This is a genomic window from Nonomuraea sp. NPDC050451, from assembly GCF_044458585.1.
On the sequence record NZ_JBITHZ010000016.1, the window covers coordinates 41243 to 57414 of the forward strand.

14 protein-coding genes are annotated in these 16172 nt (G+C 71.3%); 2 read left to right on the forward strand and 12 right to left on the reverse strand.

Annotation, left to right across the window (positions count from 1 at the left end):
• Positions 1–5 precede the first annotated feature (5 nt).
• The 6 genes from ACIBI9_RS38000 to tdh form a co-directional block, all read right to left on the reverse strand.
• Positions 6–1172, reverse strand: a complete 1167-nt coding sequence (locus tag ACIBI9_RS38000; protein ID WP_397229561.1) for an MFS transporter — start codon at positions 1170–1172, stop codon at positions 6–8.
• Positions 1173–1194: 22 nt separating this feature from the next.
• Entirely contained in the window at positions 1195–2055 is an 861-nt protein-coding gene (locus ACIBI9_RS38005) for a hypothetical protein (RefSeq protein WP_397229563.1), read from the reverse strand.
• Positions 2052–2591 (reverse strand): RNA polymerase sigma factor, encoded by a 540-nt coding sequence (locus ACIBI9_RS38010; protein ID WP_397229565.1) that lies wholly within the window; start codon positions 2589–2591, stop codon positions 2052–2054. Before ACIBI9_RS38010 ends, ACIBI9_RS38005 begins: the two co-directional genes overlap by 4 nt.
• 61 nt (positions 2592–2652) lie before the next feature.
• Positions 2653–3555: a LysR family transcriptional regulator gene (locus ACIBI9_RS38015; RefSeq protein ID WP_397229567.1), complete on the reverse strand. Its 903-nt coding sequence runs from the start codon at positions 3553–3555 to the stop codon at positions 2653–2655.
• A 60-nt stretch (positions 3556–3615) separates the two neighbouring features.
• Complete coding sequence (locus ACIBI9_RS38020; protein WP_397229569.1) at positions 3616–4785, reverse strand: glycine C-acetyltransferase; 1170 nt, start codon at positions 4783–4785, stop codon at positions 3616–3618.
• Complete coding sequence (tdh, locus tag ACIBI9_RS38025) at positions 4785–5813, reverse strand: L-threonine 3-dehydrogenase (RefSeq protein ID WP_394500510.1); 1029 nt, start codon at positions 5811–5813, stop codon at positions 4785–4787. The genes ACIBI9_RS38020 and tdh overlap by 1 nt, the downstream gene beginning before the upstream one ends.
• A gap of 231 nt (positions 5814–6044) precedes the next feature.
• Here tdh and ACIBI9_RS38030 point away from each other — a divergent pair, with 231 nt between their 5' ends.
• Entirely contained in the window at positions 6045–7214 is a 1170-nt protein-coding gene (locus ACIBI9_RS38030; protein WP_397229571.1) for a Gfo/Idh/MocA family protein, read from the forward strand.
• 17 nt (positions 7215–7231) lie between these two features.
• Here ACIBI9_RS38030 and ACIBI9_RS38035 read toward each other — a convergent pair whose 3' ends face one another.
• The 4 genes from ACIBI9_RS38035 to ACIBI9_RS38050 form a co-directional block, all read right to left on the reverse strand.
• Complete coding sequence (locus ACIBI9_RS38035; protein ID WP_397229573.1) at positions 7232–8893, reverse strand: alpha-amylase family protein; 1662 nt, start codon at positions 8891–8893, stop codon at positions 7232–7234.
• 53 nt (positions 8894–8946) lie between these two features.
• Complete coding sequence (locus ACIBI9_RS38040) at positions 8947–10110, reverse strand: PucR family transcriptional regulator (RefSeq protein WP_397229575.1); 1164 nt, start codon at positions 10108–10110, stop codon at positions 8947–8949.
• 63 nt (positions 10111–10173) lie between these two features.
• A complete protein-coding gene (locus ACIBI9_RS38045; RefSeq protein WP_397229577.1) occupies positions 10174–10374 on the reverse strand; it encodes an EF-hand domain-containing protein in 201 nt (66 codons plus the stop codon).
• Positions 10375–10407: 33 nt separating this feature from the next.
• Entirely contained in the window at positions 10408–11286 is an 879-nt protein-coding gene (locus ACIBI9_RS38050; RefSeq protein ID WP_397229579.1) for a LysR family transcriptional regulator, read from the reverse strand.
• Between the two features lie 62 nt (positions 11287–11348).
• Between ACIBI9_RS38050 and ACIBI9_RS38055 the strand changes: the two genes are divergently transcribed.
• Positions 11349–12329, forward strand: a complete 981-nt coding sequence (locus tag ACIBI9_RS38055; RefSeq protein WP_397229581.1) for an aldo/keto reductase — start codon at positions 11349–11351, stop codon at positions 12327–12329.
• A gap of 91 nt (positions 12330–12420) precedes the next feature.
• Here the strand turns inward: ACIBI9_RS38055 and ACIBI9_RS38060 are convergent, their stop codons facing one another.
• On the reverse strand, positions 12421–13716 hold the full coding sequence (locus tag ACIBI9_RS38060) for a hypothetical protein (protein WP_397229583.1): 1296 nt from the start codon (positions 13714–13716) through the stop codon (positions 12421–12423).
• A 129-nt stretch (positions 13717–13845) separates the two neighbouring features.
• Complete coding sequence (locus tag ACIBI9_RS38065; protein ID WP_397229585.1) at positions 13846–16110, reverse strand: MMPL family transporter; 2265 nt, start codon at positions 16108–16110, stop codon at positions 13846–13848.
• Between the last annotated feature and the right edge of the window lie 62 nt (positions 16111–16172).

The following is a 16172-nucleotide window of genomic DNA, read 5'->3' on the forward strand; positions in this document are numbered from 1 at the left end:
CCTGCTCAGCCAGTGCGACTGCGCCGGAGCAGTACGGTCGCCAGCGCCGCGCCCGCCAACGCGAGGCCGGAGGCCGCCAGGAAGGGCGCCGAGGCCCCTAATCGTTCCCCGGTCACCCCGGCCACCCCCGACCCCAGCGCACCCCCCACGCCGATGGCCGTGGAGACCCACCCGAACGCCTCCGCCTGCGCCCCCGGCGCGAACTCGTCCACCAGCAGCGACGACGTCGTCAGCGCCGGATTGAGCGCCAGCCCTCCGCCGAACAGCACCATCCAGAACACCGGCCACGACTCCACCAGCGCCAGCGGCGCCAGCACCGCTCCGAGCACCAGCATGAGCGCCACCAGCCGCACCCCGGCCCGGGACTTCCAGGAGCGGGCGCCGTAAGCGGCGGCCCCCGCGATGCCGCCCAGCGACAGCGCCGCCACCAGCACCCCGGTGGCCGCGGGCGCGTGGCGGGCGGTGGCCAGCGCGGGCACGCCCACCTGCAGCGCCCCCAGCGTCCCGCCGAGCAGCAGCACCACGGCCAGCAGCACCGGCATCCGCCGGTCCGCGAACACCCGCCCACGCTCCCGCGCGGGCCCGCGGTCCCCCGCCCGCAGCGCCCGGGCGAAGCCCAGCGTCCCGGCCCCCGCGGCGACGGCCACCAGGCCCAGCCCCAGCGAGGTCGTGGTCAGCGTGATCACCGCCCCGAACGCCAGCGGCCCCACCAGCATGGCCAGCTCCTGCACCAGGTAGACCAGGCTGTAGGCGGCGGTACGCCCCTCGTCCGGCACCCGGCGCCCCCATTCGAGCCGCATGCTCACGGAGACCGGCGGCAGCCCGGCCCCGGCCACCCAGGCCAGCGCCACCACGACCCACCAGAGCCGGTTCCCGGCGGCCACGACCAGCGCGACGAGCGCGGCCACGTGCACCAGCGCGGTGACGAGGAGCACCGGCCTGGACCCGCGCCGGTCCATGAGCCGCCCCTGCACCGGCCGACCCATGCCCGCCCCCATGGCGAACGCCGCCGCGGTCATCCCCGCCAGCGTCAGCGAGCCGCTCGCGCCCTGCACCACCAGCACCGTCCCGATGGGCGCCACCTGCTGCGTGAGCTGCGCCAGGAACCCCAGCACGGCCTGAGCGGGCACGCCGGGCAGGCTGAGCAGGGTTCGATAGCGCGGGCCTCCCATGGGCCGCACGCTATCCCGAAGATCAGGACACCGCGCAGCCCTCTGCCTTGTTGCGGGCGTCGATGACCTGCTGCGACAGCGGGGTCGTGTGCGCCATCACCACGGCCACTCCGGGTTCGGTGAAGAACCCGCCGCGCACCAGCCAGGTGTCCGGCACGGAGGCCTGCTCGCTGCCACCACCGGCCTTCTTGGCGGTGAGGTCGGGGACGACGAACCCGCTGATGCGCACGCCGCGTTCCGTCAGCATGTCCCGCACTTCTGCGACCGTCTTGTTGGCGAAGGGGACGCAGTGCATGGGCTCGCCCTTGGTGTCCCACGTGGTGGTGATGTCGTACTTCTCGCCTGGTCTGGCCTTCCTGCTGACCGTGACCATGGCCGTGCCCTTGAAGCCGACGGGGATCTTCAGCCCGATCGCGCAGGCGTCCCCCACCATGTCGCACGGGCCCGGGGGGTTGATGCCCTGGATCTCGTTCACGACGCTGTTGTCCGGGGCGGTGGGGAACACCTGGCGCTCGAACGCCGCCGTGGCGGGACGCACCTTGAGCGAGACGTCGAGCCCGTAGTGACGCAGCTGCTCCTCGTACATCGTCGGGTTGGCGTAGAGATCCTTGATCTCGATGACGTAGTAGCCGCCTTCCTGCCTGATGTTCAGGGCCGAGGCGGAGGTGCCCGGCTGCAGCCAGGTCAGCGCCACGACGCCGGCGGTCAGCAGCCCGCCCACGGGGATCGCCACGCGCGGGCTCAGCCGCCTGCGCCTCCTGGCCGGCGCGGGGGCGGGCGATCCGGCCGTGATCTCGTGGAGCAGCTCGCGGGCGCCCTCGCTGACCTCCGTCACCGGCGGGGCCGCGAACCGGGCGACGATCTGGTCGACGTTCTGGGTCATGATCGGCCTTTCGCGGGAGCGATTTGTCCGTAGCGGGGATAGTCGAGGTCGAGGTACGCCAGCTCTTTGGCCAGGCGGTTGCGGGCGCGGTGCAGCCGGAGCCTGGCGGCCCCGCGCGAGCAGCCGAGCACTTTCGCGATCTCGGCCCCGTTGAGCCCCTCCCACGCGACCAGCGCGAGCAGCTCCCGGTCGTCGTCCGAGAGCCGCCTGAACGCCTCGTACGCGGATTCGGCGCCGGTGACGGAGTTCGCCCAGGTCGTGATCTCCTCGCGCAGCCGTAAGGCCAGGGCGGCCCGGCGTTCCTCGCCGCGGAAGTGGTTCGCGAGCGTGCGCCTGGCGACGCCGTACAGCCAGAGCCTGGCCGCGTCGCCCTCGGGAATGTCGTTCAGGCGGCGCCAGGCGGTCGTGAACGTCTCCGCGATCACGTCCGCGATGTCGTCAGGGGAGCCGGCACGTCGCCTGACATATGTGGCTATGGCCGGATAATGCGCCATATAGATCTCCTCGAAGCGCTGCTCGGGCTCGGGCGGCCCCATGCGGTGGTCCTTCCAATCGGCGAACACACCTGAGGAGATGTCCGGATAAATCGGGAGTGTTTCACCCCGAGTCGAGAGAGCGGCCGATCGTGCGCAGCGCCGACAGGAGCGGGCGCAGGAGGGGATGGGCGTCGGAGCCGCGGCGTACGGCGGCGAAGACGCGGCGCTCGGGCCCCGGCGTCCGCCGGACCGCCACCCCGGTCAGCGCCATGTCGCGCAGGGCCAGCCGCGGCACCAGGGCCACCCCCGCCCCCGCCCCGACCAGCGCGACCACGGCGCGGAAGTCGTCGGAGCAGTGGGCGAGGTTCGGCGTGAAACCCGCCTGCTGGCAGGCGAACGTGATCACGTCGTGCACCGGGTTGCCCGGGTAGGGCCCGATCCAGGTCTCGGAGGCGAGCGAGGTCAAGGTCGCCTCCGAGGCCAAGGGGTGGTCGTGGGGGAGCACCAGGTCGAACGGCTCGGCGTAGAGGGGCAGCCGGGACAGGCGCCGGTCGGCCGCGTCGGGGGCGCCCCGGTACTCGACCGTGATGGCGAGGTCGGCCTCGCCGTCCAGCAGCATGGCCAGGCTGTGGTCGCCCTCGGCGTCCAGCACGCGTACGTGCAGCCCGGGGGACGTGGCGCGCAGGGCGGCGATGGCGGGGGAGAGCACGGCGCCGATCGCGGTGGCGAAGCAGGCCACGGTGACCTCGCCGGCCTCGCCCGTGGCGTACGAGGCCACCTCGGCCTTGGCGCGTTCGAGCTGGGCGAGCACCTCGTTGGCGTGGCCCAGCATGATCTTGCCGACGGCGGTGAGGCGGACGCCGCGGCCGTCGCGGGTGAACAGCCGGTGGCCCACCTCGTGCTCCAGCGCGACGAGTTGCTGGGACACCGCGGAGGGGGTGAGGTGCAGCGCGGCCGCCGCGGCGGTGACCGTGCCGTGGTCGGCCACCGCCCGCAGCGTGCGCAACCGCCGCGTGTCTATCACGCAGCGAGAATACTCACCCACCGGTCATGACCACGCGCCCGCTGCCATCTCGGGCGGGCGTCAGCCGCGGGCCTGGATGAACGCCTGGATCGCGCGGTCGACGTCCTCCGTGGAGTGGGCGGCGGAGAGCTGGACGCGGATCCTGGCCTGGCCGTGCGGCACCACCGGGTACGAGAAGCCGATGACGTAGATGCCGAGGTCGAGCAGGCGTTCGGCCATCGCCGCGGCCTCGGCGGCATCGCCGATCATCACGGGCACGATCGGGTGGTCGCCGGGCAGGATGTCGAACCCGGCCTTGGCCATCTCCGCCCGGAAGCGCGCCGTGTTGGAGCGGAGCTGCTCGCGGGCCTCGTTCGAGGTCTCCAGCACGTCGAGGATGCGCAGCGACGCCGAGGCGATGACGGGGGCGAGCGAGTTGGAGAACAGGTACGGGCGCGAGCGCTGGCGCAGCAGCTCGCAGATCTCCTTGCGGGCCGAGACGTAGCCGCCGCTGGCGCCGCCGAGGGCCTTGCCCAGAGTGCCGGTGATGATGTCGATCCGGTCGGTGACGCCGTGCAGCTCCGGCGTGCCGCGGCCGGTCGGCCCGACGAAGCCGACGGCGTGGGAGTCGTCGACCATCACCATGGCGTCGTACCGCTCGGCCAGGTCGCAGATCTCCCGCAACGGCGCGAGATATCCGTCCATGGAGAACACGCCGTCGGTCACGATCAGCCGCCGCCGCGCCTCCGACGCCTCCTTGAGCCGGGCCTCCAGCTCGGCCATGTCACGGTTGGCGTAGCGGAAGCGCTGGGCCTTGGAGAGCCTGATGCCGTCGATGATGCTGGCGTGGTTGAGCGCGTCGGAGATCACCGCGTCCTGGGCGTCGAGCAGGGTCTCGAACACACCGCCGTTCGCGTCGAAGCACGAGCTGTAGAGGACGGTGTCCTCCATGCCCAGGAAATCCGACAGGCGAGCTTCGAGCTCCTTGTGCACCTCCTGGGTGCCGCAGATGAACCGTACGGATGCCATGCCGAACCCCCACCGGTCCAGCGCCTCCTTGGCCGCCTCGATCACGGTGGGGTTGTCGGCCAGGCCGAGGTAGTTGTTGGCGCAGAAGTTCAGGACCTCGCGCCCGGCGACGCTCACCGACGAGCTCTGCGGGGAGCCGATCACGCGCTCGGGCTTGAGCAGCCCGGCCTCGGTGATCTCGTCGAGCGTCGTACGCAGCTGCTGGCGCACGTTTGTGAACATCAGGCGCTCCAATCAAGGATGACCTTGCCGGTCCGGCCGCTGGCGGCCGTGTCGAAGGCGGCGTCGAAGTCTTGGTACGGGAACCGGTCGGTGATGACGGGGGTGAGGTCGAGGCCCTTCTCCAGCAGGACCGACATGTTGTACCAGGTCTCGAACATCTCCCGCCCGTACACGCCCTTGATCGTGATCATGGAGGTCACGACGGTCGCCCAGTCGACGGCGAACTCCTCGGCGGGCAGCCCGAGCATGGCGATCTTCCCGCCGTGGGTCATGTTCGCGATCATGTCGCGCATGGCCTGCGGGTTGCCGGACATCTCCAGCCCCACGTCGAAGCCCTCGCGCATGTGGAGCTGGCGCATGCCGTCGGCGATCGAGGTCCTGGAGACGTTCAGGGCGAGGGAGACGCCGAGCTTGCCGGCCAGGTCGAGCCGCTCGTCGCTGACGTCGGTGATCATCACGTTGCGCGCGCCGACGTGCGTGGCCACGGCCGCGGCCATCAGCCCGATGGGGCCCGCCCCGGTGATCAGCACGTCCTCGCCGACCAGCGGGAAGGACAGCGCGGTGTGTACGGCGTTCCCGAACGGGTCGAAGATGGCCGCCACGTCGGGATGGACGGGGACCCGGTGCACCCAGACGTTGGACGCGGGCAGTGTCACGTATTCGGCGAAGGCGCCGTCCCGGTTGACGCCGAGGCCCACCGTGTTGCGGCACAGGTGCCTGCGGCCCGCCATGCAGTTGCGGCACTTGCCGCACACGAGGTGGCCCTCGCCGCTGACGAGGTCGCCGACGGCGACGTCCTCGACGCCCGGCGCCACCTCGACCACGTGGCCGGAGAACTCGTGTCCGACGATCAATGGGAGCTTCAGGGTATGCCGCGCCCAGTCATCAAATTTCCGGATATGTAGGTCGGTGCCGCAGATCCCGGTCCGCAGGACCCGGATCTTCACCTCACCGGGCCCCACCTCGGGCTCGGGCACGTCCACAAGCCAGAGGCCGGCCTCGGCCTTCTCTTTGACCAGCGCTTTCATGGCCTCATTCCCCCCAGTCCGAACCTAACGCACTGTGCCCTCTCGCCTCCCGGGATGTCCATCGAGGGATTCTTAAGTGCCCCCACAGCTCCGCTTCACGCCCCAGCAAAGCCGGGTCGCGCGAACACCCTGACCCTCCGGATTGCTTAGAGCTGCATGATTCGAGCTATTTATTTGCATAAATGAGTACTAGCCTGACGTCTGCTGCGGCTGATTCGGGAAGGGACATCAGTGGAAGACCTGCGTATCGGAGTCATCGGCCTCGGCCTGCGGACGAGCCTCTCCCTGCACGCGCACCGGCCGGGCAGGGGCGCGATCGTGACCGCGTTGTGCGACTCCGACCCGGCGGTGCTCAAGAGTCAGGCAGGGCGGTTCGAGGCGGAGTTCCTGACCGGGGACTACCGCGAGCTGCTCGACCGGCGCGACCTCGACGCGATCATCGTCAACACCCCCGACGACACCCACGAGCGCATCGCCATCGACTGCCTCCAGGCCGGCAAGGCCGTCTACCTGGAGAAGCCGATGGCGATCACCGTCGAGGGCTGCGACAACGTCCTGCGCGCCGCCCGCGACACCGGCACCCGCCTGTACGTGGGGCACAACATGCGGCACATGGGCGTGGTCCGGCTCATGCGCGACATCATCCGCAAGGGCGTCATCGGCGAACCGAAGACCGTCTGGGTGCGCCACTTCGTCTCCTACGGCGGCGACTACTACTTCAAGGACTGGCACGCCGACCGCACCCGCACCACCGGCCTCCTGCTGCAGAAGGCGGCCCACGACCTGGACGTCATCCACTGGCTCGCCGGCGGCTACACGGCCAGGGTGAACGCGTTCGGCGACCTCATGGTCTACGGCGACCTGCCGCGCCGCGCCCCCGGCACGCCTCGGCCCGACGGGTGGCTCGAGGAGTACGAGTGGCCGCCGGCCTCGCGCACCGGCCTGCACCACGTCGTGGACGTCGAGGACGTGTCGGTGATGAACATGCGGCTCGACAACGGCGTCATCGCCGCCTACCAGCAGTGCCACTTCACGCCCGACTACGTGCGCAACTACACGGTCATCGGCACGGAGGGCCGCCTGGAGAACTTCGGCGACGAGCCCGGGGACACGGTCAAGGTCTGGAACCGGGGTCCCACGGCCTACCGGGACGACTGCGACATCGCGTACAAGGTGCCTCCGGCAGAGGGCTCGCACGGGGGAGCGGACGCGCAGATCGTGGCGGAGTTCTGCCGGTTCGTGCGGGACGGCGGCGCGACGGACACCTCGCCGGTGGCGGCCAGGATGAGCGTGGCGGCGGGCTACATGGCCACGATGTCGCTGCGCAACGGTGGCATGCCGTACGACGTGCCGCCCCTCGACCCGGAGCTGGCCGCGTACTTCGACAACGGCCAGCGCTGATCCCACGGGGACCCGGGTCAGAGGGCCTTGACCGAGGCGTCCTCCGGAGGGAGCTCCGGAGGGGAGGCGCGGAGCCAGCGGGAGCCGTACGGGTCCAGCGGGAGCCGTACGGAGCCCTCGGCCGAGACCTCCAGCGTGCCGTCCACCAGGAGGTCCGTGAGCTGGTGACGCTCGAGCCCCTCCAACGTCAGCTCCACGTCCCTGACCGTGTCACAGAGGTTGTGCACGACCACCACCGTGGCCCCGTCGGCGTCGCAGCGGTGGGCGAGGACCGCCCGGTCGCCGGTCTCCAGCACGGTGTAGTCGCCCCACGCCAGCTCGGGGCACTCCCGGTAGCGCTCGATGAGCAGCTGGAACCAGCGCAGCAGCGAGTCCACGTCCCGCTTCTGGTCGGCCACGTTGACTCGGTCGGGGGCGAAGGAGCCCTCCGGGATCTCGCGTACCGGCTCGGCCTGGCTGAAGCCGCCGTCCGCCGACCACTGCATCGGGACGCGGACCGCCATGCGGCCCTCCGCGTCGAGGTTCTCGCCCATGCCGATCTCCTCGCCGTAGAAGATCACCGGCGTGCCCGGCAGGGAGAACAGCAGGCTGTAGGCCATCTTCATGCGCCGCAGGTCCCCGCCGAACATCGTCGGCAGCCGGCGGCGCAGGCCGCGGCCGAAGATCTGCATGTCCTCGCGCGGGCCGAACGCCTTGAAGATCTCCTGCCGTTCCTCCTCCGTGAGCTTGTCTAAAGTGAGCTCGTCGTGGTTGCGCAGGAACATGGCCCACTGGCAGTCCTTCGGCGGCTCAGGGCGCTCGCGCAGGGCGTCGGCGAGGGGCGTGGCGTCGCTGCGCGCCAGCGACAGCCAGGCGTTCTGCATGCCGATGAAGTCGAAGCACATGGTGATCTGGTCGCCCAGACCCTCCCCGAAGAACCGGGTCAGCTCCTTGTACGGGACGTTGACCTCGCCCAGCAGGATCGACCCGCCCTTGCGCCGCGTCATGAACGCCCGCAGGTCCGCCAGGAACTCGTGCGGGTTCGCCAGCTTCGGATCGACGTTCTCGATGAGGAACGGCACCGCGTCGACCCTGAACCCGGACAGCCCGAGCTCCATCCAGAAGCCGAGTACGCGCGTGATCTCGTCCCTGACCTCGGGGTTGCCGACGTTCAGATCCGGCTGGTGCCGGTAGAAGCTGTGCAGGTAGTACTGGCCGGAGCCCTCGTCGTACTGCCAGATGCTGTTCTCCTTGTCGGGGAAGACGATCTGCGAGGGGTCGTCGGGCTCTGGCGTGTCGGACCAGACGTACCAGTCGCGCATGGGAGAGTCCCGGCTCGACCGGGCCTCCACGAACCAGGGATGCTGGTCGGAGGTGTGGTTGACGACGAGGTCCGCGATCACCCGCAGCCCCCTGTCGTGGGCGGTGCGCATGAACTCCACGAAGTCGCCCAGCGTGCCCAGCCGTGGGTCGATGCGGTAGAAGTCGGTGATGTCGTATCCGTCGTCCCGGTTGGGGGTGGGGAAGAACGGCATGAGCCACAGACACGTCACGCCGAGCCCCGCGAGGTAGTCGACCTGCTGCGTCAGCCCGCGGAAGTCGCCCACGCCGTCGTCGTTCCCGTCCTTGAACGTCTCCACGTCGAGGCAGTAGATGACGGCGTTCTTCCACCAGACGTCGGAGGTGTACGTCAGTCGCATGGATGGCCGCTACCCGCCACGGGCGCGCTCAGGCCGCCGGATTCCCGGGAGGTTCAGGTACGGGCGCTCGCCTGGACGGCCTGCCTGGCCCGCAGCGCGATCTCCAGCTCGAAGCGGATGTCCGGATCGGCGAGCTGGTCGCCGAACAGCTCCTCCAGCTGCCGCAGCCGGTAGCGCACGGTCTGCGGGTGCACGTGCAGCCGGGCGGCCACCTCGCCCGCGCCCCGGCCGTGCCGCAGCCAGGCCAGCAGCGTCTCGGCGAGCCGGTCCTGCTGGGCGGGCCGCAGGTCGGCCAGGGGCGCCAGCCGCGCTTCCGCCAGCGTGCCGACCAGCTCCTCGTCCTTGAACACCACCAGCGTCGCCATGTGGTCCGCGCACCGCAGCGGCCCCCGGGGCAGGATGCCGCGCCGCGACAGCTCCAGGGCCTCTCTGGCCCAGCGCAGCGAGGTCGCGGCGGCCGAGAGGGGTACGGCGGGGCCGATCGCGGCCTGGCGTCCGCGCAGCGCCTGGTCGAGCAGCTGGGCCTGGCCGGGACCGGTGGGGTCGGGCGCGAGCAGGCAGGGCACGGGTCTGTCCAGCCCGGTGAGCACGTCGGGCGGCAGCGCGGGGGCGCGGTAGGCGCCGTGCCGGTCGTCGAACGCCACGCAGGCAACGGTCCTGGGCTGCCGCCACCCGGCGGCCTTGGCCAGCTCGGCGATGGCCTCCGCGCTGGCGGGCGGGCGGCTGAGCAGCAGGTCGAGCAGGCGGCCGCGGCGGCGCTCGGTCTCGCCCGCGGCGTGCGCCCTGGCCTCCTCGAAGCCCTCGGCCGCCGCGTCGGCGAGCTGGTCGAGGTAGACGAAGATAGCCTCGCCCAGGTCGTACAGGGTCTGCGGGGACAGGCGCAGCGGCTCGGCGAGCTCGGTCAGCCGCCGCCAGCAGACCCGGGCGCCGAGCCGCATCGCGGTCTGCAGCGGCTCGAGGTTGCGGCCCTCGGCCGCCTCGCCCTTGCCGATCATGCGGAACGGCTCGGGGTCCCAGGGGGCGCCCGGGTTCTCGACGCGGTCGAGAAAGCCCTCGATGGCCTGCTCGACCGCCATCCTGACGACCTTGATGTAGATCTCGTCCGATGGCCTGGCGTACTCGGGGATCCGGGTCTGGATCTCCTCGATCACCTCTGCCGAGACCCTGCCGATGCCCGCCCTGAGCGCCGGCACGGGGATTTCACTCGTGATGACCATCGCCCCTCCCGTCGCCATTGTGACCCAGGCAACAGGAGAATGTGTAGCAAGAGCTTGTTTTTGTCACTTCTGGAGGAAGGCGGCGAACTCCTCCAGGTTGATCAGGCCGTCGCCGTCCTTGTCGAGCTTCAGCACGCCCTCCTGCGCGGCCTCCAGGGTCACCGGCTGGCCGAGCACCTCCATCAGCTTCACGAGCTCGACGGCGGAGATGCGGCCGTCCTTGTCGGCGTCGATGAGGTCGAAGGTGATGGCGTAGTCGCTCATGGGGGTCACCCTTCCACGTGAATGGATGTCGCGTCAGACCTTAGTGGCGACCTGTCGCAGCGCGTCAACGAATGCCATGACTTGTGCGCTCACATCCCCTTCTCGCCAGGCGATGGCGAGCTGCCCGGGAGGCAGCCCGGTCACCGGGCGGTAGGCCATCCCGGGCCGGTTGTAGAGCGCGGCGTTCCCCTCGGCGACCAGCACCACCCCGAGCCCGCTGGTCACGGCCTCGAACACCTCCTCCGGCGTGTTCGCGGTGAACCCGACGACGGGCTCGTCGTCGCGGGCGTCCCGCGCGAGCCAGAAGTCCCGCAGCGGCCCGGCCTCCGGCGGCAGCGCGATGAACGGCTCGTCACGCAGCGCCTCGAACGGGATCTCCGCCAGCTCCGCGAGCGGGTGGCCGTCCGGCATGGCCACCCCTCTGCCCTCGGTGACCAGCACGTACGTCTTCAGCCCCGGCGGCACCGGCAGCCAGATGAACGCCACGTCGGAGGACCCGTCGGCCAGCCCGCCGCTGGGGTCGTCCCAGCCCACCAGCCTGAGCGACACCTCCCATCCCGGCATCGCCGTACGGAAGCGCCGCAGCGCCTCCTGCTGCAGCCCCCTGCCCACGGCCGTCTGCATCCCGATCACCAGCGTCCCGGCGGGCGCCGCCGCCCGCGCGGACTCGACCCCGCCCGTCCACCGTTCGAGCAGGTCGCGGACGACCGGCAGGAGCGCCTGGCCCTGCCTGGTGAGCACCACGCCGCTGTGCACCCGCTCGAACAACCGGAACCCGAGCTGCCGCTCCAGCACCCTGAGCTGCTTGGACAGCGCCGGCTGGGACACGAACAGCCGCTCCGAGGCCCGCGTCACGTTGAGCTCCTCGGCCACCGCCACGAAGTACCGCAGCTCACGCAGGTGCACATCCATAGCCAATGGTTATACCAAGGGGTCTTGGACGCGGCAGAGGCGCGCGCAGCAGGATCGAAGCCATGAAGACACGCGATCTTGGCAGCTTGCAGGTCCCCGCCATCGGCTTCGGCGCCATGGTGCTGTCGCCGGGCGTCTACGGGGACGTCGACGACGCCCGCGCCGAGGTGGCGCTGAAGGCCGCGCTCGACGCGGGCGCGACCCATGTGGACACCAGCGACGCGTACGGCGTGGACGGCCACAACGAGCGCCTCGTGGGCCGTGCGATCAAGGGCCGCAGGGACGAGGTGGTGGTCGCGACCAAGTTCGGGCTCGCGGTCCCCGAGGGCGAGCCGAGCAGGTCGCACCCGGTCGGGTACGCGTTCAACGAGCTACGGGTGAACGCCGACCCCCGCCTGATCCGGGGCTACGCGGAGCGCAGCCTGCGCAACCTGGACACGGACGTGATCGATCTCTACTACTCGCACTATCCCGACCCCGGCGTGCCGATCGAGGACATGACCGGCGCGCTGGCGGAGCTGGTGCGGGACGGCCTGGTCAAGCACATCGGCCTGTCCAACGTGACGGCCGCCCAGCTCAGGGCCGCGCACGCGGTCCACCCCGTGACGGCCGTGCAGAACGAGTGGTCGATGTGGCGCCCCGTGGACCCCGGCCTGCTGGCCACCGCGCGGGAGCTCGGCGTGGGGATCGTGGCGTGGAGCCCGCTCGGCACCGGCTTCCTGACGGGCACCGTGCGGTCGCTCGCCGAGGGCGACTTCCGGCACAACGCGCCCCGCTTCTCGGCGGAGAACCTGGCGGGCAACAACGACCGCTACGCCCCGATCAGGTCCCTGGCCGCGCAGCTCGGCATCACGCCCGCCCAGCTCGCCCTGGCCTGGCTGCTGCACCAGGACGAGCACGTGGTGACCATCCCCGGCAGCCGCACTCCCGCCCACATCGAGGAGAACCTGGCGGCGGCCGACCTCACCCTCCACCCCGACACGCTGGCCAGGATCGACGCGGCCCTCGCGAAGTTCGAGGTGACGGGCGGGACCCTGCTGTAAAGGCCCCGGACATGCCGCCGGCCAGGGCGCGTCGCACAATCGCGCTCCCGGCCGGCCGCATACTTCTACGGTACGCCTGGGGGTTTCGACCTCAGGCCGCGTGCAGGTAGACCTGGCCGAAGACCTCCGACAGGTTCTTCAGGTCGGTGGCCACGTCCACCTCGGGGTTGGCCGGGTCGTAGATGGTCGCCAGGCGGGGGCGGACCGCGTCGAGCTTCTTGAGCTGGTCCCAGGTGACGTTGGCGGCCCACTTCTCGCCGTACACCCGGCTGACCTGGCCCTGGTCGTTCTGCCAGCGGGACCACAGGGTGACCGTCTCGGCGGCGTCGTCCTGGAGCGGGGAGGCGACGCGCTCGGTGATCGCCTTGGTGGCCTGCTCCTCGGTGAGGTTGGAGGTGCCGGCGGCGGCGAAGGAGGCGTCCTCGCTGGCGATCTGGGCGTAGGCGTCCCAGGCGCGGGCGCGGACCTGGATCCACTGGTTGCGCTGGGCCTCGGTGGCGTCGATCTTCCAGGTGGCGTACTCGGTGCCCAGGTGGCCGTCGTCCAGGGCGAGCTGGTCGATCAGGCCCTTGGAGAGCCAGGCGCCGATGCGGTCGGGGTCGAGCAGCGGGTACTTCTTGGTGATCTCGGCCTTGCAGGCGTCGTTCGCGCCGCAGCCGAACAGCGGCACCACCGTGTGCGCGGCCAGCTTCTTGCCCGGCACCGCGGTACGCAGCGCGACCGTGGCCTCGTTGACGAACTTGTCCAGCTCGTCCGCCGTCGTGAACGTCTTGTTGTAGCCGAGCTGCGAGGTGAACCGGATGCCGATCACCCCGGGCTGCGCGGCGACCAGCGCGGCGAGCTTCTTGACGCCCTCGGCCAGCTTGCCGGCCTTGTAGTCGTCGGTCAGTTCGGTCTCGATCCAGAGGCGCATGGTCGTCTGGACGGCGGCCTGCGCGGCCTTGCCGGCCGGGGTCTCCTGCGCGGACTCCTTCTCGGCGGTGCTGACGCCGGTGGGGTCGACGTAGCCGCACTGGTCGCCGTTCTGGCAGTCAGGCGTGCCGCCGTCCTCGGCGCCCGGGACGTCCGGGGAGTCGACGTCGTGCATCTCGCCGTCGCCCTCGGAGTCGGTCGGGCAGAAGTTGCCCTCTTCGGTGCAGTCCACCGTGATCGGGTTCGGGGGACCGGCTTCCTTCATGTGCTCGCCGTCGTTGTCCAGCCAGAACCTGGCGATGTCCGCGGCCTCCTCGGGGGTGGCCAGCCACCGGCAGACGACGTACGCCGGGGTGTCGGCGGACATGAGGTCGTTACAGCCTCGGGGGTCGTCCTCCGACCACGCCGGAATGCCGACGCCCAGGAGCGAGAGGGCTAATCCGATGACGAAGATCTGCCGCAGCCGCTTTCGCATGGCACCTTTACTTCCAGGGGATGATCGTGGGCATACCGCACACTATCCGGACGATCAATAACGTTCAATGAGATCCGTGGCTTCTTCACGCACTATTCGACGCGAAGTAGCCGCCCGAGTTACGAGTACTCAGTCGTCCACCTCGACCCACGTCCAGCCGGCCCTGCCGGGGTCGGCGCGTACCGCCCGGGTGCGCCCCTCCGCCACCTTCACCCATACCGGCTGCGGGGGCTCTGCGGGCACCGGCACCGGATCGGTGTCCGCGCCGAAGACGGCCGGCCGCCCCTTGACGGTGATCGCGGGCCGCCCGGCCGTCAACGGGCGCCGATCGCCCTGGGGGGCGGGCGGGATGGAGGGCCTCTCGCGGGGCGGCTCGACTTCGTAGCCGCCCGGGGACGCGGCAGGGGACACCTCGCGGGCGTGCAGCGGCCACCAGTTCGCCGGGCCCAGCAGCCGCATGGCGGCGGGCACCAGCAGCAGCCGCACCAGCGCGGCGTCCACTGCGACCGCCACGCACAGGCCCACCCCGAGCAGCCTCACCACGGCGATCCCGGCCGTCGCGAACGCCCCGCCGACGGCCACCACCAGCAGCGCCGCACCTATGATCACCTCCCGCGGCCCCGCCGTGGAGTCCCCTGTACGTGCCTCCGCGACCAGGAACACCTGGTGGACGACCGACAGCCCGAACGCCACGACCGCGATCAGCAGCGCGACGGAGACGTCCAGAGGCCCCGCGAAACCCAGGAAGCCGCTCCCGAACACCCACCCGATCACCCCGAACGACGCCCCCGCGGACAGCACGCTCGCGACCACCGCGGGAACGGGCAGCACCAGCGACCCGAAGGCGAGCGACAGCAGCACCGCCATCGCCGAGCAGACCACCACCGCCGCCCACGGCAACGTGCCGGAGAGGCCGGCCAGGAGATCCAGCCGCGCCGCGACGGGCCCGCCGACCACGACCTGCCGGACGTCCGGTCCCGCGGCCGTGGACCTGATCGCGGCGACCAGGTCCGCGGCCTGCGTCGACATGGGATCGAGGTCGTGGCGGACGGCCAGCCGCACGGCACGGTTCGGCCGCGAGAGGCCCGCCATCTCGACCCCGGTGACGTGCGGCAGCCGCTCCAGCCGCTCCGTGATCGGGCGGACGTCCAGCGCGGTGACGGCGGTGCCGTCCAGCGGCTCGACCACGACGTGCACGTCGATCGGCGACAGGGTGTTCCTGGCGAAGTCGCGGTCGATCGTCTCTGCCACCCGGCGGCCCTCGGAGGCGGCGGGCAGCGCCCGGTGGTCCGTGTTCCCGAACTCGACGCTCAGGAGCGGTCCCGCCAGCGCGACCAGCACGGCCGTCACCGCCACCAGGTACACGACCGGCCGGCGTGCCACGCCGTCCCACGGCCCGCCGTCCCGCCGTACGACCAGGGGCCTGACCCGGAGCGCGTCCACGCGCCGCCCGAGCACTCCCAGCAGGGCGGGCGCCACGAGCAGCGCGACCGCCGAGGCGACCACCGCCACGGCCGCCGCCGCCAGCCCGAGCGAGCCCAGGAACGGCTGCGGGAACAGCGTCAGCCCCAGCAGCGGCACGGCCACGCTCACCCCGGCCACGGCCACAGTCCGCCCGGCCGTGGCCAGCGTGCCCGCCACGGCCTGCTCGTTCGACGCCCCGCCCCCGATCTCCTCCCTGAACGCCCTGAGCAGGAGCAGTGAGTACGCGGCCGCCAGTCCGAGCCCGAGGAACCCGACGGCGTAGAACGAGTAGACGGACACCTCGGGCAGCAGCGCCAGCGCGCCGAGCACCGCGAGCAGCCCGACCACCAGCGGCAACAGCGCCGCCACCAGGCTCCCGAACACCACCACGAGCAGCACCAGCAGCACCGGTGCCGCGACGGCCGCCGCGCGGGCCAGGTCGCCGGCGGCCTCGGCGTCGAGCTCGGCCTGCACCGGCACCGGCCCGCCGACCGTGACGTACAGGTTCTGGGCGGTCCTGAGCCGCGCCGCGACGGCCGCGTAGCTCGCCCGCTTGGCGCCCTTCAGCGTGACGATCGCGTACGTCGAATGCCCGTCCCTGGACACCATCGCCTTCGACCCGGTCGTCCAGTACGTGACGATCCCGCGCACGTGCTCGGCCGGCAGCCCGCGCAACGAGTCGTGCACCGCCTTCTTGTAGCGCTGGTCGCGCACCTTGACCGCCGGGTGCCGGTAGAGGACGACCACGTCGGGGCTCTGGCCCGCGTACCACTCCGCGCTCCAGCGCGCGGCGGTCGCCGAGTCGGCGCGCGGGTCCTCGAAGCCGCCGCCCACCGCCCGCCCGGACAGCGCCAGCGGCGCGACGAGCAGGGCCGCCACCAGGCTCAGCGCCAGCAGCGTCCATCTACCGCGATAGACCAGCCGCCCCAATGGAGTCCCCTCGCCGACAGCAGGGTCCTAGCAAATTACGGGAGATCGAGGCTGGATTCTTG